Annotated in this window: 34 protein-coding genes; 28 read left to right on the top strand and 6 right to left on the bottom strand. The window is 45.9% G+C overall.

Annotated elements, in window-relative coordinates:
- Positions 1–6 precede the first annotated feature (6 nt).
- The 26 genes from rplD (at position 7) to rplQ (ending at position 12695) form a co-directional block, all read left to right on the top strand.
- On the top strand, positions 7–609 hold the full coding sequence (gene rplD / locus OH459_RS10460; RefSeq protein WP_005435074.1) for a 50S ribosomal protein L4: 603 nt from the start codon (positions 7–9) through the stop codon (positions 607–609).
- Positions 606–908, top strand: coding sequence for a 50S ribosomal protein L23 (gene rplW, locus OH459_RS10455; protein WP_004398471.1), 303 nt, complete (start codon positions 606–608; stop codon positions 906–908). Before rplD ends, rplW begins: the two co-directional genes overlap by 4 nt.
- 15 nt (positions 909–923) lie before the next feature.
- The gene (rplB, locus tag OH459_RS10450) at positions 924–1748 is read left to right on the top strand and encodes a 50S ribosomal protein L2 (protein WP_005450574.1); all 825 of its coding nucleotides are present in this window, start codon (positions 924–926) and stop codon (positions 1746–1748) included.
- A 21-nt stretch (positions 1749–1769) separates the two neighbouring features.
- On the top strand, positions 1770–2048 hold the full coding sequence (gene rpsS, locus OH459_RS10445) for a 30S ribosomal protein S19 (protein ID WP_005431614.1): 279 nt from the start codon (positions 1770–1772) through the stop codon (positions 2046–2048).
- Positions 2049–2058: 10 nt separating this feature from the next.
- Positions 2059–2391, top strand: a complete 333-nt coding sequence (gene rplV, locus OH459_RS10440; RefSeq protein ID WP_005383164.1) for a 50S ribosomal protein L22 — start codon at positions 2059–2061, stop codon at positions 2389–2391.
- A gap of 18 nt (positions 2392–2409) precedes the next feature.
- Positions 2410–3108, top strand: coding sequence for a 30S ribosomal protein S3 (gene rpsC, locus OH459_RS10435; protein ID WP_005435080.1), 699 nt, complete (start codon positions 2410–2412; stop codon positions 3106–3108).
- Positions 3109–3119: 11 nt separating this feature from the next.
- Positions 3120–3530: a 50S ribosomal protein L16 gene (rplP, locus tag OH459_RS10430; RefSeq protein WP_005379577.1), complete on the top strand. Its 411-nt coding sequence runs from the start codon at positions 3120–3122 to the stop codon at positions 3528–3530.
- Complete coding sequence (rpmC, locus tag OH459_RS10425) at positions 3530–3721, top strand: 50S ribosomal protein L29 (protein WP_004410456.1); 192 nt, start codon at positions 3530–3532, stop codon at positions 3719–3721. Before rplP ends, rpmC begins: the two co-directional genes overlap by 1 nt.
- Complete coding sequence (gene rpsQ, locus OH459_RS10420) at positions 3721–3975, top strand: 30S ribosomal protein S17 (RefSeq protein WP_005450571.1); 255 nt, start codon at positions 3721–3723, stop codon at positions 3973–3975. Before rpmC ends, rpsQ begins: the two co-directional genes overlap by 1 nt.
- 165 nt (positions 3976–4140) lie before the next feature.
- Positions 4141–4512 (top strand): 50S ribosomal protein L14, encoded by a 372-nt coding sequence (gene rplN, locus OH459_RS10415; RefSeq protein ID WP_004410450.1) that lies wholly within the window; start codon positions 4141–4143, stop codon positions 4510–4512.
- A 13-nt stretch (positions 4513–4525) separates the two neighbouring features.
- The gene (gene rplX / locus OH459_RS10410) at positions 4526–4843 is read left to right on the top strand and encodes a 50S ribosomal protein L24 (RefSeq protein WP_005435084.1); all 318 of its coding nucleotides are present in this window, start codon (positions 4526–4528) and stop codon (positions 4841–4843) included.
- Positions 4844–4866: 23 nt separating this feature from the next.
- Entirely contained in the window at positions 4867–5406 is a 540-nt protein-coding gene (gene rplE, locus OH459_RS10405; protein WP_005450569.1) for a 50S ribosomal protein L5, read from the top strand.
- 17 nt (positions 5407–5423) lie between these two features.
- Positions 5424–5729, top strand: a complete 306-nt coding sequence (rpsN, locus tag OH459_RS10400) for a 30S ribosomal protein S14 (RefSeq protein WP_004410442.1) — start codon at positions 5424–5426, stop codon at positions 5727–5729.
- A 29-nt stretch (positions 5730–5758) separates the two neighbouring features.
- A complete protein-coding gene (gene rpsH, locus OH459_RS10395; RefSeq protein ID WP_005450567.1) occupies positions 5759–6151 on the top strand; it encodes a 30S ribosomal protein S8 in 393 nt (130 codons plus the stop codon).
- Between the two features lie 12 nt (positions 6152–6163).
- Complete coding sequence (gene rplF, locus OH459_RS10390) at positions 6164–6697, top strand: 50S ribosomal protein L6 (protein ID WP_005450565.1); 534 nt, start codon at positions 6164–6166, stop codon at positions 6695–6697.
- A gap of 9 nt (positions 6698–6706) precedes the next feature.
- Positions 6707–7060 carry a 50S ribosomal protein L18 gene (gene rplR, locus OH459_RS10385; protein ID WP_005435088.1) on the top strand — a complete coding sequence of 118 codons (354 nt, stop codon included), beginning with the start codon at positions 6707–6709 and terminating at the stop codon, positions 7058–7060.
- Between the two features lie 14 nt (positions 7061–7074).
- Positions 7075–7578, top strand: a complete 504-nt coding sequence (gene rpsE, locus OH459_RS10380; RefSeq protein WP_005435090.1) for a 30S ribosomal protein S5 — start codon at positions 7075–7077, stop codon at positions 7576–7578.
- A gap of 7 nt (positions 7579–7585) precedes the next feature.
- Positions 7586–7762 carry a 50S ribosomal protein L30 gene (gene rpmD, locus OH459_RS10375; RefSeq protein WP_005450564.1) on the top strand — a complete coding sequence of 59 codons (177 nt, stop codon included), beginning with the start codon at positions 7586–7588 and terminating at the stop codon, positions 7760–7762.
- Positions 7763–7767: 5 nt separating this feature from the next.
- Positions 7768–8202 (top strand): 50S ribosomal protein L15, encoded by a 435-nt coding sequence (rplO, locus tag OH459_RS10370; RefSeq protein ID WP_005450562.1) that lies wholly within the window; start codon positions 7768–7770, stop codon positions 8200–8202.
- 20 nt (positions 8203–8222) lie between these two features.
- On the top strand, positions 8223–9557 hold the full coding sequence (gene secY / locus OH459_RS10365) for a preprotein translocase subunit SecY (RefSeq protein WP_005435093.1): 1335 nt from the start codon (positions 8223–8225) through the stop codon (positions 9555–9557).
- A 38-nt stretch (positions 9558–9595) separates the two neighbouring features.
- Positions 9596–9709 carry a 50S ribosomal protein L36 gene (gene rpmJ / locus OH459_RS10360; protein ID WP_000868186.1) on the top strand — a complete coding sequence of 38 codons (114 nt, stop codon included), beginning with the start codon at positions 9596–9598 and terminating at the stop codon, positions 9707–9709.
- Between the two features lie 149 nt (positions 9710–9858).
- Entirely contained in the window at positions 9859–10215 is a 357-nt protein-coding gene (gene rpsM / locus OH459_RS10355; protein ID WP_005450559.1) for a 30S ribosomal protein S13, read from the top strand.
- An 18-nt stretch (positions 10216–10233) separates the two neighbouring features.
- Entirely contained in the window at positions 10234–10623 is a 390-nt protein-coding gene (gene rpsK / locus OH459_RS10350; RefSeq protein WP_001118870.1) for a 30S ribosomal protein S11, read from the top strand.
- Positions 10624–10650: 27 nt separating this feature from the next.
- A complete protein-coding gene (rpsD, locus tag OH459_RS10345; protein ID WP_005383146.1) occupies positions 10651–11271 on the top strand; it encodes a 30S ribosomal protein S4 in 621 nt (206 codons plus the stop codon).
- Positions 11272–11295: 24 nt separating this feature from the next.
- Complete coding sequence (locus OH459_RS10340) at positions 11296–12288, top strand: DNA-directed RNA polymerase subunit alpha (protein WP_005383143.1); 993 nt, start codon at positions 11296–11298, stop codon at positions 12286–12288.
- Positions 12289–12314: 26 nt separating this feature from the next.
- Complete coding sequence (rplQ, locus tag OH459_RS10335) at positions 12315–12695, top strand: 50S ribosomal protein L17 (protein WP_005383141.1); 381 nt, start codon at positions 12315–12317, stop codon at positions 12693–12695.
- 156 nt (positions 12696–12851) lie between these two features.
- On the opposite strand, the gene OH459_RS10330 is transcribed toward rplQ, so the two are convergent.
- The gene (locus OH459_RS10330) at positions 12852–13331 is read right to left on the bottom strand and encodes a DUF2780 domain-containing protein (protein WP_050907797.1); all 480 of its coding nucleotides are present in this window, start codon (positions 13329–13331) and stop codon (positions 12852–12854) included.
- 151 nt (positions 13332–13482) lie between these two features.
- Complete coding sequence (locus tag OH459_RS10325) at positions 13483–14103, bottom strand: FKBP-type peptidyl-prolyl cis-trans isomerase (protein WP_005450553.1); 621 nt, start codon at positions 14101–14103, stop codon at positions 13483–13485.
- A gap of 231 nt (positions 14104–14334) precedes the next feature.
- On the opposite strand from OH459_RS10325, the gene OH459_RS10320 reads away from it, so the two are divergent.
- A complete protein-coding gene (locus OH459_RS10320) occupies positions 14335–14931 on the top strand; it encodes a LysM-like peptidoglycan-binding domain-containing protein (protein ID WP_269986656.1) in 597 nt (198 codons plus the stop codon).
- Between the two features lie 76 nt (positions 14932–15007).
- Here the strand turns inward: OH459_RS10320 and OH459_RS10315 are convergent, their stop codons facing one another.
- Complete coding sequence (locus OH459_RS10315) at positions 15008–15868, bottom strand: DMT family transporter (RefSeq protein WP_256902033.1); 861 nt, start codon at positions 15866–15868, stop codon at positions 15008–15010.
- Positions 15869–16321: a GNAT family N-acetyltransferase gene (locus OH459_RS10310; protein WP_005450547.1), complete on the bottom strand. Its 453-nt coding sequence runs from the start codon at positions 16319–16321 to the stop codon at positions 15869–15871. It lies immediately after the preceding gene.
- Between the two features lie 146 nt (positions 16322–16467).
- Between OH459_RS10310 and dbpA the strand changes: the two genes are divergently transcribed.
- On the top strand, positions 16468–17847 hold the full coding sequence (gene dbpA / locus OH459_RS10305) for an ATP-dependent RNA helicase DbpA (RefSeq protein ID WP_005430562.1): 1380 nt from the start codon (positions 16468–16470) through the stop codon (positions 17845–17847).
- A gap of 67 nt (positions 17848–17914) precedes the next feature.
- Here dbpA and OH459_RS10300 read toward each other — a convergent pair whose 3' ends face one another.
- A complete protein-coding gene (locus tag OH459_RS10300) occupies positions 17915–18487 on the bottom strand; it encodes a Crp/Fnr family transcriptional regulator (RefSeq protein WP_269986655.1) in 573 nt (190 codons plus the stop codon).
- Positions 18488–18634: 147 nt separating this feature from the next.
- Positions 18635–20596: a 2',3'-cyclic-nucleotide 2'-phosphodiesterase gene (gene cpdB / locus OH459_RS10295; protein ID WP_269986653.1), complete on the bottom strand. Its 1962-nt coding sequence runs from the start codon at positions 20594–20596 to the stop codon at positions 18635–18637.
- Between the last annotated feature and the right edge of the window lie 90 nt (positions 20597–20686).

Below are 20686 nucleotides of genomic sequence, written 5' to 3'. Positions count from 1 at the left end.
TAAGTAATGGAACTAATGGTTAAAGGTGCTGATGCACTAACTGTTTCCGAAACTACTTTCGGACGTGAGTTTAACGAAGCTCTTGTACACCAAGTAGTTGTTGCGTTTGCAGCAGGTGCTCGTCAAGGTACACGTGCTCAAAAAACACGTTCAGAAGTTTCTGGCGGTGGCGCTAAGCCATGGCGTCAAAAAGGTACTGGCCGTGCGCGTGCTGGTACAATCCGTAGCCCAATCTGGCGTACAGGTGGTGTTACTTTTGCTGCGAAACCACAAGATCACAGCCAAAAAGTAAACAAAAAAATGTACCGCGGTGCTATGAAGAGCATTCTTTCTGAGCTAGTTCGTCAAGAGCGTCTAATCGTTGTTGATAACTTCTCAGTTGAAGCGCCAAAGACTAAAGAGCTAGTTGCTAAGCTTAAAGAGCTTGAGCTAACTGACGCTCTAATCGTGACTAGCGAAGTAGATGAGAATCTATTCCTAGCTGCTCGTAACCTATACAAAGTTGACGCACGTGACGTTGCTGGTATCGACCCAGTTTCACTAATCGCGTTCGACAAAGTTGTAATGACTGCTGAAGCAGTTAAGCAAGTTGAGGAGATGCTAGCATGATCACTGAAGAGCGTATCCTAAAAGTTCTACGTGCTCCGCACATCTCTGAAAAAGCAACTATGGCAGCTGAGAAAGCGAACACTATCGTTTTCAAAGTAGCTAAAGATGCAACTAAAAAAGAGATCAAAGCAGCTGTAGAAAAGCTTTTTGAAGTTGAAGTTAAGTCTGTAAATACTCTTATCACTAAGGGTAAGACCAAACGTCAAGGTCTACGCCAAGGTCGCCGCAGCGACGTTAAGAAAGCGTACGTTACTTTGAAAGAAGGTCAAGATCTTGACTTTGTTGGCGGCGCGGAATAACAGGAGTAGTTAAGAATGGCTATTGTTAAATGTAAGCCGACTTCCCCTGGTCGTCGTCACGTTGTTAAAGTTGTTAACGCTGACCTACACAAGGGCAAGCCATACGCACCACTTCTAGAGAAAAACTCTAAGAACGGTGGTCGTAACAACAACGGTCGTATCACAGTACGTCACATCGGCGGTGGTCACAAGCACCACTACCGTGTAGTTGACTTCAAACGTACTAAAGACGGTATCCCAGCGACAGTTGAGCGTCTAGAATACGATCCAAACCGTAGCGCAAACATTGCTCTAGTTCTTTACAAAGACGGTGAGCGTCGCTACATCCTAGCACCTAAAGGTGTTCAAGCTGGTGATGTTATCCAATCTGGTGTTGATGCACCGATTAAAGCTGGTAACACTCTACCAATGCGTAACATCCCAGTAGGTTCAACTGTACACAACGTTGAACTAAAACCTGGTAAAGGTGGTCAGCTAGCTCGTTCGGCTGGTGCTTACGCTCAAATCGTTGCTCGCGACGGTGCGTACGTAACTATCCGTCTACGTTCTGGCGAAATGCGCAAAGTTCTTTCTGAAGGCCGTGCAACAATCGGTGAAGTTGGTAACTCTGAGCACATGCTACGTGAACTTGGTAAAGCTGGTGCTTCACGCTGGCGCGGCGTACGTCCAACCGTACGTGGTGTAGTAATGAACCCGGTTGATCACCCACACGGTGGTGGTGAAGGTCGTACTTCTGGTGGCCGTCATCCAGTATCTCCTTGGGGTATGCCAACTAAAGGCTTCAAGACTCGTAAGAACAAACGCACTGACAAGTACATCGTACGTCGTCGTAACAAGTAATCTATATAAAGAGGAATCGCCATGCCACGTTCTCTCAAGAAAGGTCCATTTATTGACCTACACTTGCTGAAGAAGGTAGAGAAAGCGGTGGAAAGCGGAGACAAAAAGCCACTTAAGACTTGGTCCCGTCGTTCAATGATCATCCCATCGATGATCGGTTTGACCATCGCTGTCCATAATGGTCGTCAGCACGTACCTGTTTTCGTAACCGAAGAAATGATCGGTCACAAACTAGGTGAATTCGCACCAACACGTACTTACCGCGGTCACGCTGCGGATAAGAAAGCTAAGAAGCGTTAAGGAGTAAATAATGGAAGCTATTGCTAAACATAACTTTGCTCGCATTTCGCCTCAGAAAGCTCGCTTAGTTGCGGATCTAATTCGTGGTAAATCTGTTGACCAAGCTCTAGAAATTCTAACGTTCAGCAACAAAAAAGCTGCTGCTCTAGTTAAGAAAGTTCTAGAGTCTGCTATCGCTAACGCGGAGCACAACGAAGGTGCAGATATTGACGATCTGAATGTCGCAAAAATCTTTGTAGATGAAGGCCCAACCATGAAGCGTATTATGCCTCGTGCTAAAGGTCGTGCGGATCGTATCTTGAAGCGTTCAAGCCACATCACTGTTGTTGTAGCAGATCGCTAGAGACTAGGAGAGTAAGCAATGGGTCAAAAAGTACATCCTAATGGTATTCGTCTTGGCATCGTTAAGCCTTGGAATGCTACATGGTTTGCTAACACCAAAGATTTCGCTGACAACCTAGACGGCGACTTCAAGGTACGTCAGTTCCTAACTAAGGAACTACAAAAAGCGTCTCTTTCACGCATCGTTATCGAGCGTCCTGCTAAGAGCATCCGTGTGACTATTCACACTGCTCGTCCAGGCGTTGTAATCGGTAAGAAAGGTGAAGACGTTGAGAAACTACGCGCAGCTGTAGCAAAAATTGCAGGTGTACCAGCGCAAATTAACATCGCTGAAGTACGTAAGCCTGAACTTGATGCACAACTTGTTGGTGACAGCATCGCGTCTCAACTAGAGCGTCGTGTTATGTTCCGTCGTGCTATGAAGCGCGCGGTACAAAACGCAATGCGTCTAGGTGCTAAAGGCATCAAAGTAGAAGTAAGCGGTCGTCTAGGCGGCGCTGAAATCGCACGTTCTGAGTGGTACCGTGAAGGTCGTGTACCTCTACACACTCTACGTGCAGACATTGATTACGCAACTTCTTCGGCTCACACTCAATACGGTGTGATCGGCATTAAAACTTGGATCTTCAAAGGTGAGATCCTAGGTGGTATGCCAGCAGCTAACGCTGTAGAGCCTAAAGGCGACAAGCCTAAGAAGCAGCGTAAAGGCCGTAAGTAAGGAGTCGACAGATGCTACAACCTAAACGTACTAAGTTCCGTAAGGTTCAGACAGGTCGTAACCGTGGTCTAGCTAAAGGTACTGATGTAAGCTTCGGCGAATTCGGTCTTAAAGCTGTTGGCCGTGGTCGTCTAACTGCTCGTCAAATTGAAGCGGCACGTCGTGCAATGACACGTCACGTTAAGCGTCAAGGTAAAATCTGGATCCGTGTGTTCCCAGACAAACCAATCACAGAAAAACCACTTGAAGTTCGTCAAGGTAAGGGTAAAGGTAACGTTGAGTACTGGGTAGCCCAAATCCAACCTGGTAAGGTTATGTACGAAATGGGTGGTGTACCTGAAGAATTGGCTCGTGAAGCGTTCCGCCTAGCGGCTCGTAAACTGCCATTCAAAACTACATTTGTAACTAAGCAGGTGATGTGATGAAAGCACAAGATCTACGCGAGAAAAGCGTTGAAGAGCTTAACGCTGAGCTATTGAATTTGCTACGTGAACAGTTCAACTTGCGCATGCAAGCTGCAACTGGCCAGCTACAGCAAACTCATACTCTGAAAGCTGTACGCCGTGATATCGCACGTGTGAAAACTGTTTTGACTGAGAAGGCAGGCGCATAATGAGCGAAGTAAAACGTACTCAACAAGGTCGTGTTGTTAGCGACAAGATGGACAAGTCTATCGTAGTTGCTATCGAGCGCATGGTTAAACACCCAATTTACGGTAAATTCGTAAAGCGCACGACTAAAGTACACGCACACGACGAGAACAACGAATGTGGCCTAGGCGACAAAGTTGAAATCGCAGAGTGTCGTCCACTGTCTAAGACTAAGTCTTGGACTTTGGTTAAAGTTGTAGAAAAGGCGAAGATGTAATCTTCCCCAATCTATGATTGACAAACGGCTCCAAAAATTATTTTTGGAGCCGTTTATTTTTTGACTACCCAATCACAAAAAAGGGTGGTACAATTCGCGTCCCTTTTAAAGAGGCAGCCCGACCCGAGAGGGTCTAGTTTTTTTATTATTTAGCGGAGCACTAACATGATCCAAATGCAAAGTATGCTGGACGCAGCTGATAACTCAGGCGCACGCAGCGTAATGTGTATTAAGGTTCTGGGTGGCTCTCACCGCCGTTATGCACATATCGGTGACGTTATCAAAGTTACTGTTAAGGAAGCAATTCCTCGCGGTAAAGTTAAAAAAGGTGACGTTCTGAAGGCGGTGGTAGTGCGCACCCGTAAAGGCGTACGTCGTCCTGACGGTTCTGTCATTCGCTTCGACCGAAATGCTTGTGTATTGTTGAACGACAACACTGAGCAACCAATCGGTACACGTATCTTTGGTCCTGTGACACGCGAACTTCGTGGCGATAAGTTCATGAAGATCGTTTCACTGGCTCCAGAAGTTCTGTAAGGAGCACGTAGAAATGGCAGCTAAAATCCGTCGTAATGACGAAGTAATCGTTCTTGCTGGTAAAGACAAAGGCAAGAAAGGTAAAGTAACTAAGGTCCTAGCAACTGGTAAAGTTATCGTTGAAGGTATCAACCTTGTTAAGAAACACCAGAAACCTGTTCCTGCACTAGGTATCCAAGGCGGTATCGTAGAGCAAGAAGCAGCAATCGACGTTTCTAACGTGGCGATCTTTAACGCAGCTACTGGTAAAGCTGACCGTATCGGTTTCCGTTTTGAAGATGGTAAGAAAGTTCGTTTCTTTAAGTCTAACAACGAAATCGTTTCTAACTAATAGAAGTAATTTGGAGTTCTACTATGGCGAAACTGCATGATTACTACAAGTCGTCTGTAGTCGCTGAACTGACCAAACAGTTTAGCTACACAAGCGTCATGCAAGTCCCTAGAATCGAGAAAATCACCCTAAACATGGGTGTTGGTGAAGCAATCAACGATAAGAAACTGCTAGAAAACGCAGCTGCTGATATGGCAACGATCTCTGGTCAAAAGCCACTTATCACTAAAGCTCGTAAATCTGTTGCAGGTTTCAAAATCCGTGAAGGCTACCCTATCGGTTGTAAAGTAACCTTGCGTGGCGAACGTATGTGGGATTTTCTTGAGCGTCTAATTTCGATCGCTCTTCCACGAGTACGTGACTTCCGTGGTGTTAGCGCTAAGTCTTTTGACGGTCGCGGTAACTACAGCATGGGCGTTCGCGAGCAAATCATCTTCCCGGAAATCGACTTTGATAAAGTTGATCGAGTACGCGGTCTAGACATCACTATTACGACGTCTGCTGGTACTGATGAGGAAGGCCGTGCTCTGCTGGCTGCCTTTAACTTCCCATTCCGTAAGTAAGGTGAAGGGTTACTGTTATGGCTAAAAATTCAATGAAAGCACGTGAAGCAAAACGTGCGAAGCTAGTAGCTAAGTTCGCTGAAAAGCGTGCAGCGCTAAAAGCTATCATCAGCGATGTAAACGCATCTGAAGAAGATCGTTGGAATGCGGTTCTTACACTGCAATCTCTTCCACGTGATTCAAGTGCATCACGTCAGCGCAACCGTTGTAACCAAACTGGTCGTCCACACGGTTACCTACGTAAGTTCGGTCTAAGCCGTATTAAGGTTCGTGAAGCTTGCATGAAAGGCGAGATTCCGGGTCTTCGTAAGGCTAGCTGGTAATTGCCACTTAATCATTTGGAGTAAATCATATGAGCATGCAAGATCCGATTTCGGATATGCTGACCCGTGTTCGTAACGGTCAGGCAGCAAACAAAGTTGCTGTTAAAATGCCTTCTTCAAAGCTTAAAGTTGCAATCGCTGCACTACTAAAAGCTGAAGGTTACATCGTTGACTTCGCTGTTGAAGGCGAAGCAAAACCTGAGCTAGAAGTTACTCTTAAGTACTTCCAAGCTAAACCAGTAATCGAGCAACTTAAACGTGTTTCTCGTCCAGGTCTACGTGTTTACAAGAAGAAAGATCAACTTCCTTCTGTAATGGGTGGTCTTGGTATTGCTATCGTTTCTACTTCCAAGGGTCTTATGTCAGACCGCGCTGCACGTAAAGCAGGTCTTGGTGGTGAAATCATCTGCTACGTAGCTTAATAGGAGTAGAATATGTCTCGTGTTGCTAAAGCACCTGTCGCTATTCCAGCTGGCGTAGAGGTGAAACTAAACGGCCAAGAAATCACTGTAAAAGGTGCTAAGGGCGAACTATCTCGCGTTCTTAACAACGCTGTAGTAATCGCTCAGGAAGAAAACAACCTAACTTTCGGTCCTAAAGAAGGTGTTGCTAACGCATGGGCACAAGCTGGTACAGCTCGCGCTCTAGTTAACAACATGGTTGTTGGTGTTACTGAAGGCTTTACTAAGAAGCTAACTCTTAAAGGTGTTGGTTACCGTGCTGCTATCAAAGGCAACGCTGTAGGTCTAACACTAGGCTTCTCTCACCCAGTTGAGCACGAGTTGCCAGCGGGTATTAAAGCTGAATGTCCAAGCCAAACTGAAATCATCATCACTGGTTGTGATAAGCAACTAGTTGGTCAAGTTGCGGCTGACATTCGTTCTTACCGTCAACCTGAGCCTTACAAAGGTAAAGGTGTTCGTTACGCAGATGAAAATGTGCGTACTAAAGAAGCTAAGAAGAAGTAAGGTAACACTATGGATAAGAAAGCATCTCGCATCCGTCGTGCTACACGTGCACGTCGTAAGATTGCAGAACTGGGTGCGACTCGCCTAGTTGTACACCGTACTCCTCGTCACGTGTACGCACAGGTTATCGCGGCTAATGGCTCTGAGGTTATCGCAGCAGCTTCTACTGTAGAAAAAGCGATCCGTGAGCAAGTGAAATACACTGGTAACGTTGATGCAGCTAAAGCAGTAGGTAAAGCTGTTGCTGAGCGCGCTCTTGAAAAAGGCGTAACTGCAGTTGCATTTGATCGTTCTGGTTTCCAATACCACGGTCGAGTAGCGGCGCTAGCAGAATCTGCTCGCGAAGCTGGTCTGAAATTCTAAGGTAGGGTTGGAAGATGGCTAAAGAACAACAAGTTCAAGCGAATGATTTGCAAGAAAAGCTAATCGCAGTTAACCGTGTTTCTAAAACGGTTAAAGGCGGTCGAATCATGAGCTTCACTGCACTAACAGTAGTTGGTGACGGTAACGGTCGTGTAGGTTTCGGTTACGGCAAAGCTCGTGAAGTACCTGCAGCGATTCAAAAAGCAATGGAAAAAGCGCGTCGTAACATGACTACTATCGCGCTAAACGAAGGCACTCTTCACCACCCAGTGAAAGGTCGCCATTCGGGCTCTAAAGTTTACATGCAGCCTGCTGCAGAAGGTACTGGTGTTATCGCAGGTGGTGCGATGCGTGCAGTACTAGAAGTTGCTGGCGTACACAACGTACTATCTAAAGCATACGGTTCTACGAACCCTATCAACATCGTTCGTGCAACGATCGATGCACTAGGTAGCATGAAGTCGCCAGAAATGGTTGCTGCTAAACGTGGTCTAACTGTTGAAGCTATTTCGGAGTAAGAACACCATGGCAACTATTAAAGTAACTCAAACTAAAAGCTCAATTGGCCGCCTACCAAAGCACAAAGCTACTTTGCGTGGTCTAGGTCTTCGTAAAATCAACCATACAGTAGAACTTGAAGATACTCCGTGTGTACGCGGTATGATCAACAAGGTTTTCTACATGGTTAAAGTTGAGGAGTAATCAGAATGCGTTTGAATACTCTTGCACCGGCTGCTGGCTCTAAGCACGCTCCTAAGCGTGTAGGTCGTGGTATCGGTTCTGGCCTAGGTAAAACTGGTGGCCGTGGTCACAAAGGTCAAAAATCACGTTCTGGCGGTAAAGTTCGTCCAGGTTTCGAAGGCGGTCAAATGCCTCTGAAACAACGTCTACCAAAATTCGGTTTCACTTCTCGTAAGAGCCTAGTGTCTGCTGAAGTTCGTCTAGCTGAGCTAGCGAAAGTTTCTGGTGACGTGGTTGATCTAAACAGCCTTAAAGCTGCTAACATCATCACTAAGAACATCGAATTTGTAAAAGTTGTTCTTTCTGGTGAGATTAACAAAGCAGTGACTGTTAAAGGTCTACGTGTGACTAAAGGCGCTAAAGCTGCAATCGAAGCTGCAGGCGGTAAAATCGAGGAATAATCTCGAGGAACGAGGTACAGATGGCTAAGAAACCAGGACAAGATTTTCGTAGTGCTCAGAGCGGCTTAAGTGAACTAAAGTCGCGCTTGTTATTCGTAATTGGTGCACTTTTAGTATTCCGAGCCGGCTCTTTTGTGCCGATTCCTGGTATTGACGCTGCTGTACTTGCCGATTTGTTCGAACAGCAAAAAGGTACCATCGTTGAAATGTTTAACATGTTCTCCGGTGGTGCTCTTGAGCGTGCATCTATATTAGCGTTGGGCATCATGCCGTATATTTCGGCTTCTATTGTTGTCCAATTGCTAACTGTAGTTCATCCAGCGTTAGCGGAACTCAAAAAAGAGGGTGAAGCAGGCCGTCGTAAGATCAGCCAATATACACGCTACGGCACGCTTGTACTTGCAACATTCCAAGCTATTGGTATTGCAACAGGCTTACCAAACATGGTCGATAATCTGGTTGTTATGAACCAAACCATGTTTACGCTAATTGCTACCGTAAGTTTAGTAACTGGTACCATGTTCCTAATGTGGTTAGGTGAACAAATTACAGAGCGAGGAATCGGTAATGGTATTTCCATTCTGATTTTTGCAGGTATTGTTGCTGGATTGCCTTCTGCAATCGGTCAAACAATCGAGCAAGCGCGTCAAGGTGAATTGCATGTACTTCTTCTGTTGCTAATCGCGGTATTAGCTTTTGCAGTAATTTACTTCGTTGTTTTCATGGAACGTGGTCAACGCCGAATCGTCGTTAACTACGCTAAGCGTCAACAAGGTCGTAAAGTATTTGCTGCGCAAAGCTCGCACTTGCCACTTAAAATTAATATGGCGGGTGTTATTCCAGCGATTTTTGCATCAAGTATTATCCTGTTCCCAGGAACACTGGCTCAGTGGTTTGGTCAGAACGGTGAGAGCAGCGCGTTCGGTTGGTTAACTGACGTGTCTTTGGCTCTTAGCCCAGGTCAACCGCTGTATGTAATGCTTTATGCAGCAGCGATTATTTTCTTCTGTTTCTTCTACACGGCGTTGGTATTCAACCCGCGTGAAACAGCAGATAACTTGAAGAAGTCCGGTGCATTCGTACCCGGTATCCGCCCAGGTGAGCAGACAGCTAAGTACATTGATAAAGTGATGACACGTTTAACCCTAGCGGGTGCACTGTACATTACCTTTATCTGTCTGATTCCCGAGTTCATGATGGTCGCGTGGAACGTTCGTTTCTACTTCGGCGGTACATCACTACTTATCGTGGTTGTTGTTATCATGGACTTTATGGCACAGGTACAGACTCATCTGATGTCTCAACAGTATGATTCTGTGTTGAAGAAAGCGAATCTGAAAGGCTACGGTCGTTAATTCGACGGTAGACTCAGTTTCAATTACGGAGTTTAGCAATGAAAGTTCGTGCTTCCGTTAAAAAAATCTGCCGTAACTGTAAAGTAATCAAGCGCAACGGTGTTGTTCGCGTGATTTGCAGTGAGCCAAAGCACAAACAGCGCCAAGGCTAATTAGCAGAAATTTTTACTTGAAAATGAAGGTTAGGTCGAGTATATTCCTCGGCCTACCTTTTGCGTGCAAAAGAAGTAGTACTCCGCAGCGTATCCATAACGGGCTTTGCTGCGGCTAATTCTTTTATAGAAACACTTAGGAGTGAATAATGGCCCGTATAGCAGGCATTAACATTCCTGATCAGAAACACGCTGTAATCGCTCTAACGGCGATCTACGGCATCGGTAAAACTCGCTCTCAAGCTATCCTAGCTGAAGTGGGTATTGCTGAAGATGTTAAGATCAGTGAACTAACTGAAGAGCAGATCGATCAACTGCGTGATGGTGTAGCTAAGTACACTGTAGAAGGTGATCTACGTCGTGAAGTATCTATGAACATCAAGCGTCTTATGGACCTTGGCTGTTACCGTGGTCTTCGTCATCGTCGCAGTCTACCACTACGTGGACAGCGTACTAAAACCAACGCTCGCACCCGTAAGGGTCCGCGTAAGCCGATCAAGAAATAATCGGGAAGGTAGAGTACAATGGCTAAACAACCAACTCGCGCTCGTAAGCGCGTACGCAAGCAAGTTGCAGATGGCGTTGCGCACATCCATGCTTCTTTCAATAACACAATCGTAACCATTACTGACCGTCAAGGTAACGCTCTAGCTTGGGCTACTGCAGGTGGTTCTGGTTTCCGTGGTTCTCGTAAGTCTACTCCGTTCGCTGCACAGGTTGCTGCTGAGCGTTGTGCTGAAATGGCTAAAGAATACGGTCTAAAGAACTTGGAAGTTATGGTTAAGGGTCCTGGTCCAGGTCGTGAATCTACTGTTCGCGCTCTGAACGCTGCTGGTTTCCGCATCACAAACATCGTTGATGCTACACCAATCCCTCATAACGGTTGTCGTCCACCTAAGAAACGTCGCGTATAACGTTTTTTAGATTACTGGAGAAAGATCATGGCAAGATATTTGGGTCCTAAGCTGAAGCTTAGCCGTCGTGAAGGCACTGACTTATTCCTTAAGTCTGGTGTTCGCGCGATCGATACCAAGTGTAAAATTGATAACGCACCAGGTGTACACGGCGCTCGTCGCGGTCGTCTATCTGAGTATGGCGTTCAGCTTCGTGAGAAGCAAAAAGTTCGTCGTATGTACGGCGTTCTAGAAAAACAATTCCGTAACTACTACAAAGAAGCTGCGCGTCTTAAAGGCAACACAGGTGAAAACCTACTTCAGCTTCTTGAAGGTCGTCTTGATAACGTAGTTTACCGCATGGGCTTTGGCGCAACTCGCGCAGAAGCACGTCAGCTAGTTAGCCACAAAGCTATCCTAGTTAACGGTAAAGTTGTAAACGTTCCTTCTTTCAAAGTAGCGGCTAATGACGTTGTTTCTATCCGCGAGAAAGCTAAACAGCAAGCTCGTATCAAAGCAGCTCTAGAAGTTGCTGAACAACGTGAAAAACCAACTTGGATTGAAGTAGATGGTGGCAAGATGGAAGGTACATTCAAGCGTATGCCTGAGCGTTCTGATCTATCAGCTGACATCAACGAACAATTGATCGTCGAGCTTTACTCTAAGTAAGGTTTAAACTAAAGAGAGGACACAATGCAGGGTTCTGTAACAGAATTTCTTAAGCCACGTCTAGTTGACATCGAACAAATCAGCTCGACTCACGCAAAAGTAACTCTTGAGCCATTAGAGCGTGGCTTTGGTCATACTCTAGGTAATGCACTTCGCCGCATTCTTCTATCTTCTATGCCTGGTTGTGCAGTGACAGAAGTAGAAATCGAAGGCGTACTTCATGAGTACAGCACTAAAGAAGGCGTACAAGAAGATATTCTTGAAATCCTTCTAAACCTTAAAGGTTTGGCAGTGCGCGTAGCTGAAGGCAAAGATGAAGTGTTCATTACTTTGAACAAATCAGGCTCGGGCCCTGTGGTTGCAGGTGACATCACCCATGACGGTGATGTAGAGATCGCTAACCCTGAACACGTTATTTGTCACCTAACGGATGACAACGCTGAGATCGCAATGCGTATCAAAGTTGAACGTGGTCGTGGTTATGTTCCAGCTTCTGCGCGTATCCATAACGAAGAAGACGAGCGTCCAATCGGTCGCCTACTAGTAGATGCTACTTACAGCCCAGTAGACAAAATTGCCTACGCTGTAGAAGCAGCTCGTGTAGAACAGCGCACTGATCTAGACAAGCTTGTTATCGATATGGAAACAAACGGTACTCTAGAACCTGAGGAAGCAATCCGTCGTGCAGCTACTATCCTAGCTGAACAATTGGATGCGTTCGTAGATCTTCGTGATGTACGTGTACCTGAGGAGAAGGAAGAGAAGCCAGAATTCGATCCGATCCTACTGCGTCCTGTAGACGATCTTGAACTAACAGTTCGCTCTGCTAACTGTCTGAAAGCAGAAGCGATTCACTACATCGGTGATCTAGTACAACGTACTGAGGTTGAGCTACTTAAAACGCCTAACCTTGGTAAAAAATCTCTTACTGAGATTAAAGACGTACTTGCGTCACGTGGTCTGTCTCTGGGCATGCGCCTAGAAAACTGGCCACCTGCATCAATCGCTGAAGATTAATCGATACTAGTTAGAAGGATTAGGTCATGCGCCATCGTAAGAGTGGTCGTCAACTCAACCGCAACAGCTCACATCGTAAAGCGATGTTCAGCAACATGGCTAGCTCTCTAGTACGTCATGAAGTTATCAAGACTACTTTGCCAAAAGCAAAAGAGCTACGTCGCGTAGTTGAGCCTTTGATTACACTAGCTAAGACTGACAGTGTTGCTAACCGTCGTCTAGCATTTGCACGTACTCGTGACAACGAAGTAGTTGCAAAACTGTTTAACGAACTAGGTCCACGTTTTGCTGCTCGTCAGGGCGGTTACACTCGTATCCTAAAAGCTGGCTTCCGTGCTGGTGATAAAGCTCCAATGGCTTACATTGAGCTTGTAGATCGCCCAGCTGCTGAAGAAGCTGCTGAGTAATCTCAGTTCGTAAGAACAAAAAAAGCCGAGCATTAGCTCGGCTTTTTTGTATCTGTCGTATTTGAAAGCGAAACAAATTGAGTTTTCCGTCTCCCCTCTCAAACTAATCTTTGATAATCGAATCTTTAGTCTTAATTTATGTTTAGGCGAAACTTCTTAGCTGCCTGAACCCCACAATCCACTTAGTGACTTGAGTAAGCCCTCGCTTGCCCCTTGGTCGCCCAAATAGCCCAGTATCACCGGCGCAAATTGACTGATCATTGAAGGGTCTAACCCCAATTTGTCAAAAGTGCTTTGTACCGCGCTTAAACTTTCAATATTACCTAGCAAGCTTTGTGCGCCATCCAAACTCGACATCCCTGGGATCAGAGATTTTAGTTCACTGCTATTTTGATCTGACAGTTGGCTTTGTGCCAAAGCTAATAATGCACTTGTGCCACCAGCGGCTTGTTCAGTCGAAACTGGTAATTGGCTCGTTAGTAAATCTGTGATTGGAGAGGACTCCGCATTCATACCTTGGCTAACCATGTCCATTAAACCTTCTTGGTTATCTTTGTTGGTCACGGCATCAAGAAAAGCGTGAGCTGTACCAATATTCATTGACAGCAGAGCTAGGGTGAGGAGTGTTTTACGCATAATACCTCCATGTGGCTTGCGATTATTATTGTTTGTTTACTTCTTGAGATTACTGAGACGTAAGGTTATTGAGATCAAGTCTGTTTATTCTAGACAAAAAAAGCGGCGCTAGTGTGCGCCGCTTCGAATTTGCTATTGAGAATGGTCTCAATTATAGGATGTCTAGTAGTTCTACTTCGAATACTAGAGCTGCAAATGGAGGGATTGCAGCACCTGCGCCACGCTCACCGTATGCTAGGTCTTGCGGGATGTATAGTTTCCACTTAGAGCCAACAGGCATTAGTTGAAGTGCTTCAACCCAGCCTTTGATTACGCCAGTTACTGGGAACTCAGCAGGTTGACCGCGAGATACAGAGCTGTCGAATACAGTGCCGTCAGTTAGCTCACCGTGGTAGTGAACACGTACTTGAGACGCCGCTGTTGGGATTTCACCAGTACCTTCAGTGATGATTTCGTACTGAAGACCAGACTCAAGAACGTTTACTTCTGGACGTAGAGCGTTATCTTTTAGGAACGCTTCGCCGTCAGCTGCTGCTGCTTTAGCTGCTTCTTGACGAGCTGCTTCTGCACGAGTGTGTAGCTCTTGAAGCGCGTTGTTAATCTCATCGATTTCGATAGATGGCATGTCACCAGTTAGTGCAGTTGCAATACCAGCAGCGATAGCGTCAACGCTAAGACCTTCTAGACCAGAACCAGCTAGTTGCTGACCCATTTGCAGACCAATACCGTAGCTAGCTTTCTGTTCTGCAGTTTCAAATTTAATTTCAGACATGAATGTCGCTCTTGTTAGGAGTGATAAAGGCACAGGATATCAGGTTCGAGCCTCGGTTTAAATGATTGAGCTCGAATGTCGCATTCTGGAGCAGAGGGTGTGACTTATCTCTTACTCCAAGTGAAATTTCTGCTAATTTACGCCAAATTACATTTTACTTTGGCGAAAAACATATACTCTCCGCGCTGGTATTTTTATACTGAGATTAGAAGTATTAAGGGACTCATCAGAATGAATCGTCGCAGAAAGAAAAAGCAGCAAGTCGACCACGTCGAATTGATGAAACAAAAGTTCGCTGCTATCGATTGGAAGCAGCCGTTTAGCAAAGAGAAGTGGCAGGAGAGGATCGAGCCTGTCACTCAGTTTTGGCACCGTCTTCCAAAACTACATCAACGTGCACTAATGGTATTGGTGCCTGTGGTGTTGGTGCTTCTGATCATTCCAGTGCCAAAAGATACTGAAGCACTTATCGATGATACTCAAGTTGAGAATCAACGTGTTGCCATTCAATTGAATGCACAAAGCTTGAGTGAGCAGCGTTCTGCACAAAACTCAGAACCAAAGTCTGAGCAATGGAAAGAGTACATGGTAAAGAACGGCGATACACTGGCCCAAGTATTCCGCAGTAATCAACTGCCAATGGCGGACTTAAACGCCCTAGTTAAAATTGAAGGCAGCGACAAACCTTTAAGTCGAATCAAGCAAGGTCAATTGGTGCGCTTCAAGCTCGCTGACGATGGCAAATTAGATATGCTTCAACTTGAGAAAAGTGGTGAGTCGGTGATGTTCTTCCGTTTATCTGACGGGACATTCGGACGTAATAAATAACGTTCACTCGTAAGCATTCTAAAGGCGCGATGATTCGCGTCTTTTTTATGTCTGTCACCTTACTTGCTGCTGGAACTCAATCTTGTGCCTGTTGATTGGCAAGTTGTCTTCTCTTATTCCATGGTAAGAGCGGTAATACGATCATCAGGATCCCTATTGCAGTCAGCCAATCTGGAATCTCGTCAAACCACCATATCCCAAAGAGTGTTACGAACACTAAGCCAGAGTATTCTGCTAAAGCAATTTCTCCGGCTGGAGCTTTTTGATATGCCATTACTGCCAAGCCGTTATAGCTTAAGATGCACACTGCACTTGCGATAACTAGTGTCAGTTCTTGCCAACTAATCGGCTGCCAATAAAACCAAGCCATTATCGCCGATATAGGCAGGGAGAACAGCGTGGTCCACCAAAGTGTGGTGACCACAGACTGTTCACTGGGTAGCTTTCTTACCAATATATTAAACATCGCCAGTGTGGTCGCCGTGCTGAGTGCAAATAGTGCAGCCCAATGAAAATGATCCGGCCTGAGCACCACTAAGACACCAAGGAACCCGAAGCAAGTGAGCAAGATTTTACTTAGTGGAGGATGCTCTTTGAGGAACAATATCGACAGCGGCAACATTAAAATCGGCGCTGCGTAAAAAACCGCGTTTGCAGTTGCCAGAGGGAGGTGAGTCACCGCAACCATCATACATCCGCTACCAATTAATATTAGATGCGCTCGCAACAAGGTAATAGGTGCTTGCTTTAGGCTACGTTTATCCGGTTGTTGTCTGAGATAGAAAGGTAGGATGAGCAGCAGTGAAGCCAACTGGCGCACAAACATATATTGGAACGGGCTAATGCCGCCTTCAATCAGTTTAACGGCGACATCGGAGAGTGACGCCGCCAAGTTGCCGATAACCAGTAATAGTAACGCCAGATGATGGGGTGACATTTAGCTTACTCGGCGCATATCCACATGAGGGATACCATCCTCAAGGTAGCTTTCGGAAATAACTTCAAAACCATGACTCGCATAGAAAGCCATCAGGTGTTCCTGTGCGCCGATATCTATCGTTTTACCTGCCCAAAGCTGTTGGCAATGTTGCAGGGCTTGCTCAAGCAGTTCATGTCCAAGACCACCACCACGAGCGCTTTGCTTGGTTACTACACGACCAATACTGACATTGTCGTAGGTGGTACCTGCAGGCAATAGGCGAGCACAGGCAACCAGTTCATCTCCTTTGTAACCTAATAGGTGAAAAACGCCTTCCAGTGTATCTTTTCCATCTAGCTCTGGATAAGGACAGGTTTGCTCCACCACAAAGACATCAACGCGCAAGCGCAGCATCTCGTAGAGTTGTGTCGTCGTCAGTTGAGAGAAAGGTAGGGCAGTCCAGTTGATCATTTTCAATATCCATTAATGAGCGAATGCAGCTGACTTTACGTCGTTTTCTGCTATTACTCATTAACAATGGTTAATTTTCACTGGTCTTCGTGACAAATCTGGCGATAATGTGCCCTCTTTTTCATCCCACCTGAGGATATTTCCCTGTGAGCAAACAAACTTTTGACCAAGTAGGGCTTAATCCAGCGCTACTAGAGACGCTTGAATCATTGAACTACACCCATATGACGCCAATTCAAGCGTTGAGCTTACCTGCGATTTTGAATCAGCGTGATGTGATTGGTCAGGGCAAAACAGGCTCAGGTAAAACCGCGGCATTTGGTCTGGGCGTATTGTCCAACCTAAACGTGAAGCGCTTCCGTGTACAATCTTTGGTGTTGTGCCCAACGCGTGAACTGGCTGATCAGGTGGCGAAAGAGATCCGTACGTTAGGTCGTGGTATTCACAACATTAAAGTACTGACATTGTGTGGTGGTATGCCAATGGGACCGCAAATCGGTTCGCTAGAGCATGGCGCGCATATTCTGGTAGGTACGCCCGGTCGTATCCTTGATCACCTAGAGAAAGGTCGCATTAACCTAGAAGAGCTAAACACGCTGGTCCTAGATGAAGCAGACCGCATGCTGGAAATGGGCTTCCAAGACGCACTCGATGCGATCATTGATGCAGCACCGAAGCAACGTCAAACACTGCTATTCAGTGCGACTTTCCCAGAGAAGATCGAACAGATTGCTCAACGTATTATGCAATCACCAGAGATGATCAAAGTAGAATCGACACATGATACGTCGAGCATCGCGCAATACTTTTACAACGTTGAAGGTTCAGAAGCACGCGATGAAGCTCTGGCAAACCTACTACTGACGCACCAGCCAGAGTCAGCAGTAGTGTTCTGTAATACCAAGAAAGAAGTACAGAATGTGGCAGATGAACTGCATCACAAAGGCTTCAGTGTGGTGGACCTTCATGGCGATCTAGAACAACGTGAACGCGACCAAGCTCTGGTACAGTTTGCTAACAAGAGTGTGTCTATCCTTGTTGCAACAGACGTGGCGGCGCGTGGTTTAGACGTCGACAACCTTGATGCAGTATTTAACTTCGAACTGTCTCGTGACCCTGAAGTACACGTTCACCGTATTGGTCGTACTGGTCGTGCGGGCAGCAAAGGTCTGGCGTTCAGCTTCTTTGGTGAGAAAGATGGTCTACGTGTAGCTCGTATTGAAGAGTACCTAGATATGGATGTGGTACCAGCAACACTGCCAGCGAAATCAACTCAGCAGCCATACCAAGCGAAGATGGTGACGATTAATATCGATGGCGGTAAGAAACAGAAAGTACGTGCGGGTGACATCCTTGGCTGTTTGACTGGTAAAAATGGTATCACGGGTGCACAAGTGGGTAAGATCCAGTTAATGGCGATGCGCTCTTACGTTGCGGTAGAGAAATCTGTGGCGAAGAAAGCACTGCAAACTATCAGTAACGGTAAGATGAAAGGTCGTCAATTCCGTGCTCGTATTCTGAAGTAAGCAGAACCTCATTTAATGCAAAGGCGCTCGACATTGAGCGCCTTTGTTTTTTCCAGCCTATCTGACCTTATTCATTGCCTTTCTTTAAGCGCGACTTAATTCGGCTAAGACTGATCGCGGTAATCCCCAAGTAAGCGGCAATCTGGCTATCGGTAATGCGCTGTTCTAAGTCTGGATAGTGTTGACAAAACAGTTGGTAACGTTCTTCTGGTGAGTAAAGCAACATAAAACGTTCTTTGTTTTCTTTATGCATCAGTTGCGCTTCGAGCAGCTTTAAGTAGATAGGATGCTTTTCTTCACGCCACTGATGTAGCACTTCAACCGGTAAGCAAAACAGATGACAAGGTGTCAGCGTTTCCAATAAATACGGCGAAGGCTGATTTTTGATAAGCCCTTCAAAGCCAATCACCCAATCTTTTTCCCAGTAGAACTCTTTACTGAATTCCTTCCCTTTGTCGGTCAGATAACTGGCGTGACACAATCCCTCTAATACAAAGTAGATGTGCGAGCTGAACTCACCTTGGTGATTGAGAATATGGCGCGTTGGCAGTTCAAGCTGTTGCCCATGTTCAATAAGCTGATTTGCCTCATTTTCGAGGAAGCCATGATTGATTAAGCCTGAAAAAAGATCGCTGTGCATGTGATAACTCAGAAACGGTTTTTCTCATTCTAACGGTTTTTACTGATAACAAAAAAGCGGCTCATGAGAGCCGCTTGAAATCATTGTCAAGTATACCCAAGTCATTCTCGCAGAACCTAGCATCTCGAGGTTACTTGGGCATACCCCTTATTTATTCAGGTCGATTTGGTAAATCGCGAAACCAACTTCGTCAGTTGCGACACGTTTCATCGGGTATTGCCCTTTCTCTTTGATGAACTGCGCAGCTTTATCACTTGGTGAGGTTTCAAAGCGAACATCAAGTTTGTTATCCGATTTGATTGGCGCGAAAGACCAGTTGTTATCTGCACTTGGTGTTACTTCACCTTGCTCTTTACTGATGCGAGAGATGTAAGCAGCAACTACTGAGCGGTTCTCATCTGGAGAATCAAATGCGATGAAATCCGGACCAGTGCCTGGGAAAGTCGCGCTGTAAGCACGGTAGTTGTTGGTTGCAATGATGAAGTCTTGCTTCGGATCCACCGGTTTTCCGTTATAAGTCAGGTTCACGATACGTTGTGAGTCTGGGTTGATCACGTTACAACTTGCGTCGTACTTCGGTGGTTGAGTGACATCGATTTGGTAGTTCACACCATCAATCACGTCGAAGTTATAAGTGCGGAAGTTATCCCAATTCAACAAAGACTGAGGTTTGGTGCTGTTGACATCAATCTGGTTGAACTGACCCGCGCTACACTCTAGCCATTCGTGAACTTCTTTGCCTTTAACCTTCATTGCTACCAGCGTATTCGGGTATAAGTAAAGATCCGCGGCATTACGGAAAGTCAGCTGACCGGACTCTACTTCCGTGAAGCCATTTGGATCGTCTTTACGTCCGCCCACTTTAAATGGTGCAGCTGCGCTTAGTACTGGAATGTCTGCAAGATCTGGGTCGCCTTGGATAAAGCGTTCCACGTAATCTTTTTGAGCAAGGTTTACGATTTGAATCGTTGGATCATCTTGTACAAGCGCTAGGAAGCTGTACATCACATCATTTGCTTTACCGATTGGCTGATTGACGAATTCACGTGTGCCTTTGTGGTCATCAACAAGTGCATCCACGATGCCTTTATCGGCTTTCGCCAACGACTTTTTGTTGGCTTTGTCGAAGATAGGGCGAGCTTCAGATTGACTCTCAACAACTTGCCATTTGCCGTCTTTTTCTTTCAGCATCAAGTCCATTACGCCAACGTGGCTACCCCAGCGACCTGGCATGACTGCGGTTACGCCATTAATTGTGCCTTTTGCGTTGTCGACACCTTGCAGCTTGGCAAAGTCTTTACCTGGGAACACGGCGTGAGAGTGACCAAATGCAATCGCATCAATGCCTTCAACTTCTGTGAGATAGTAAACCGAGTTTTCAGCGCCGAGCTTGTATGGGTCAGTCGAAATGCCCGAGTGTGGAATTGCCACAATTACGTCAGCACCTTCTTTCTTCATCTGAGGAACCAGCTTTTTCGCAGTCTCAGTGATGTCTTCAGCGAAAACTTTACCTTCTAGGTTTTTCTTATCCCACACCATGATTTGCGGTGGTACGAAGCCGATGTAGCCCACTTTGATTTCGTGGCTTTGACCGTCGGTGTCTTTAAACGTGTGCGTTTTAATGAGATAAGGTTTGAAGTAGTGCTCACCTGTCTTCTTGTCGAAAACGTTAGCACTAACATAAGGGAAGTTCGCACCGTCGATAGAGTTTTTCAGGAACTCAAGACCGTAGTTGAATTCATGGTTACCAATGTTACCCACATCGTAATCCAACTGGTTCATCGCTTTGTATACCGGGTGGATTTCGCCAGCGTTAATCCCTTTCGCTGCCATGTAATCGCCCATCGGGCTGCCTTGAATCAAGTCGCCATTGTCGACCAATACACTGTTTACAGCTTCTTCACGAGCTTGCTTAACCAGTGTTGCCGCACGGCTAAGACCGATTTGTTGAGAAGGCTGATCTTTGTAGTAGTCGTAATCCATCACATTGGTGTGAATATCGGTGGTTTCGATAATACGTAGCTTAATAGTGTCCGCCATTGCTGGACCTGCAAGCGTCAACATACCGCTTAAAACTGCGACGGATACGGGATTAACTGCCATTTTCATGAGGTGCTCCAATTAAATGGGATAGAGGGGTCGTACAGCGTAATGTAACAAATATTAGTGCAAGCTCAGGCTAAGATGCAGAAAACTGTG

Origin of the sequence: Vibrio sp. MM46, assembly GCF_027587135.1 — a bacterium.
Classification (GTDB): Bacteria; Pseudomonadota; Gammaproteobacteria; order Enterobacterales; family Vibrionaceae; genus Vibrio; species Vibrio harveyi.
Note: the sequence above shows the minus strand (reverse complement) of the source record. Positions and strands in the feature narration are given on the sequence as shown.

What these genes read in the sequence shown, in the direction of transcription:
- rplX (WP_005435084.1), top strand. Translation starts at nt 4,526, where the DNA reads ATGGCAGCTAAAATCCGTCGTAATGACGAAGTAATCGTTCTTGCTGGT.
- rplO (WP_005450562.1), top strand. Translation starts at nt 7,768, where the DNA reads ATGCGTTTGAATACTCTTGCACCGGCTGCTGGCTCTAAGCACGCTCCT.
- rpsH (WP_005450567.1), top strand. Translation starts at nt 5,759, where the DNA reads ATGAGCATGCAAGATCCGATTTCGGATATGCTGACCCGTGTTCGTAAC.
- OH459_RS10300 (WP_269986655.1), bottom strand. Translation starts at nt 18,487, where the DNA reads ATGCACAGCGATCTTTTTTCAGGCTTAATCAATCATGGCTTCCTCGAA.
- cpdB (WP_269986653.1), bottom strand. Translation starts at nt 20,596, where the DNA reads ATGAAAATGGCAGTTAATCCCGTATCCGTCGCAGTTTTAAGCGGTATG.
- rpsM (WP_005450559.1), top strand. Translation starts at nt 9,859, where the DNA reads ATGGCCCGTATAGCAGGCATTAACATTCCTGATCAGAAACACGCTGTA.
- rpsK (WP_001118870.1), top strand. Translation starts at nt 10,234, where the DNA reads ATGGCTAAACAACCAACTCGCGCTCGTAAGCGCGTACGCAAGCAAGTT.
- rplE (WP_005450569.1), top strand. Translation starts at nt 4,867, where the DNA reads ATGGCGAAACTGCATGATTACTACAAGTCGTCTGTAGTCGCTGAACTG.
- rpsS (WP_005431614.1), top strand. Translation starts at nt 1,770, where the DNA reads ATGCCACGTTCTCTCAAGAAAGGTCCATTTATTGACCTACACTTGCTG.
- rplD (WP_005435074.1), top strand. Translation starts at nt 7, where the DNA reads ATGGAACTAATGGTTAAAGGTGCTGATGCACTAACTGTTTCCGAAACT.
- rpsE (WP_005435090.1), top strand. Translation starts at nt 7,075, where the DNA reads ATGGCTAAAGAACAACAAGTTCAAGCGAATGATTTGCAAGAAAAGCTA.
- rpmJ (WP_000868186.1), top strand. Translation starts at nt 9,596, where the DNA reads ATGAAAGTTCGTGCTTCCGTTAAAAAAATCTGCCGTAACTGTAAAGTA.
- rplN (WP_004410450.1), top strand. Translation starts at nt 4,141, where the DNA reads ATGATCCAAATGCAAAGTATGCTGGACGCAGCTGATAACTCAGGCGCA.
- OH459_RS10315 (WP_256902033.1), bottom strand. Translation starts at nt 15,868, where the DNA reads ATGTCACCCCATCATCTGGCGTTACTATTACTGGTTATCGGCAACTTG.
- rpmD (WP_005450564.1), top strand. Translation starts at nt 7,586, where the DNA reads ATGGCAACTATTAAAGTAACTCAAACTAAAAGCTCAATTGGCCGCCTA.
- secY (WP_005435093.1), top strand. Translation starts at nt 8,223, where the DNA reads ATGGCTAAGAAACCAGGACAAGATTTTCGTAGTGCTCAGAGCGGCTTA.
- rplQ (WP_005383141.1), top strand. Translation starts at nt 12,315, where the DNA reads ATGCGCCATCGTAAGAGTGGTCGTCAACTCAACCGCAACAGCTCACAT.
- rplW (WP_004398471.1), top strand. Translation starts at nt 606, where the DNA reads ATGATCACTGAAGAGCGTATCCTAAAAGTTCTACGTGCTCCGCACATC.
- rplV (WP_005383164.1), top strand. Translation starts at nt 2,059, where the DNA reads ATGGAAGCTATTGCTAAACATAACTTTGCTCGCATTTCGCCTCAGAAA.
- rpmC (WP_004410456.1), top strand. Translation starts at nt 3,530, where the DNA reads ATGAAAGCACAAGATCTACGCGAGAAAAGCGTTGAAGAGCTTAACGCT.
- rpsD (WP_005383146.1), top strand. Translation starts at nt 10,651, where the DNA reads ATGGCAAGATATTTGGGTCCTAAGCTGAAGCTTAGCCGTCGTGAAGGC.
- rplP (WP_005379577.1), top strand. Translation starts at nt 3,120, where the DNA reads ATGCTACAACCTAAACGTACTAAGTTCCGTAAGGTTCAGACAGGTCGT.
- rplF (WP_005450565.1), top strand. Translation starts at nt 6,164, where the DNA reads ATGTCTCGTGTTGCTAAAGCACCTGTCGCTATTCCAGCTGGCGTAGAG.
- OH459_RS10325 (WP_005450553.1), bottom strand. Translation starts at nt 14,103, where the DNA reads ATGTCTGAAATTAAATTTGAAACTGCAGAACAGAAAGCTAGCTACGGT.
- OH459_RS10320 (WP_269986656.1), top strand. Translation starts at nt 14,335, where the DNA reads ATGAATCGTCGCAGAAAGAAAAAGCAGCAAGTCGACCACGTCGAATTG.
- rpsQ (WP_005450571.1), top strand. Translation starts at nt 3,721, where the DNA reads ATGAGCGAAGTAAAACGTACTCAACAAGGTCGTGTTGTTAGCGACAAG.
- rpsN (WP_004410442.1), top strand. Translation starts at nt 5,424, where the DNA reads ATGGCTAAAAATTCAATGAAAGCACGTGAAGCAAAACGTGCGAAGCTA.
- OH459_RS10310 (WP_005450547.1), bottom strand. Translation starts at nt 16,321, where the DNA reads ATGATCAACTGGACTGCCCTACCTTTCTCTCAACTGACGACGACACAA.
- OH459_RS10330 (WP_050907797.1), bottom strand. Translation starts at nt 13,331, where the DNA reads ATGCGTAAAACACTCCTCACCCTAGCTCTGCTGTCAATGAATATTGGT.
- OH459_RS10340 (WP_005383143.1), top strand. Translation starts at nt 11,296, where the DNA reads ATGCAGGGTTCTGTAACAGAATTTCTTAAGCCACGTCTAGTTGACATC.
- rplB (WP_005450574.1), top strand. Translation starts at nt 924, where the DNA reads ATGGCTATTGTTAAATGTAAGCCGACTTCCCCTGGTCGTCGTCACGTT.
- rplR (WP_005435088.1), top strand. Translation starts at nt 6,707, where the DNA reads ATGGATAAGAAAGCATCTCGCATCCGTCGTGCTACACGTGCACGTCGT.
- rpsC (WP_005435080.1), top strand. Translation starts at nt 2,410, where the DNA reads ATGGGTCAAAAAGTACATCCTAATGGTATTCGTCTTGGCATCGTTAAG.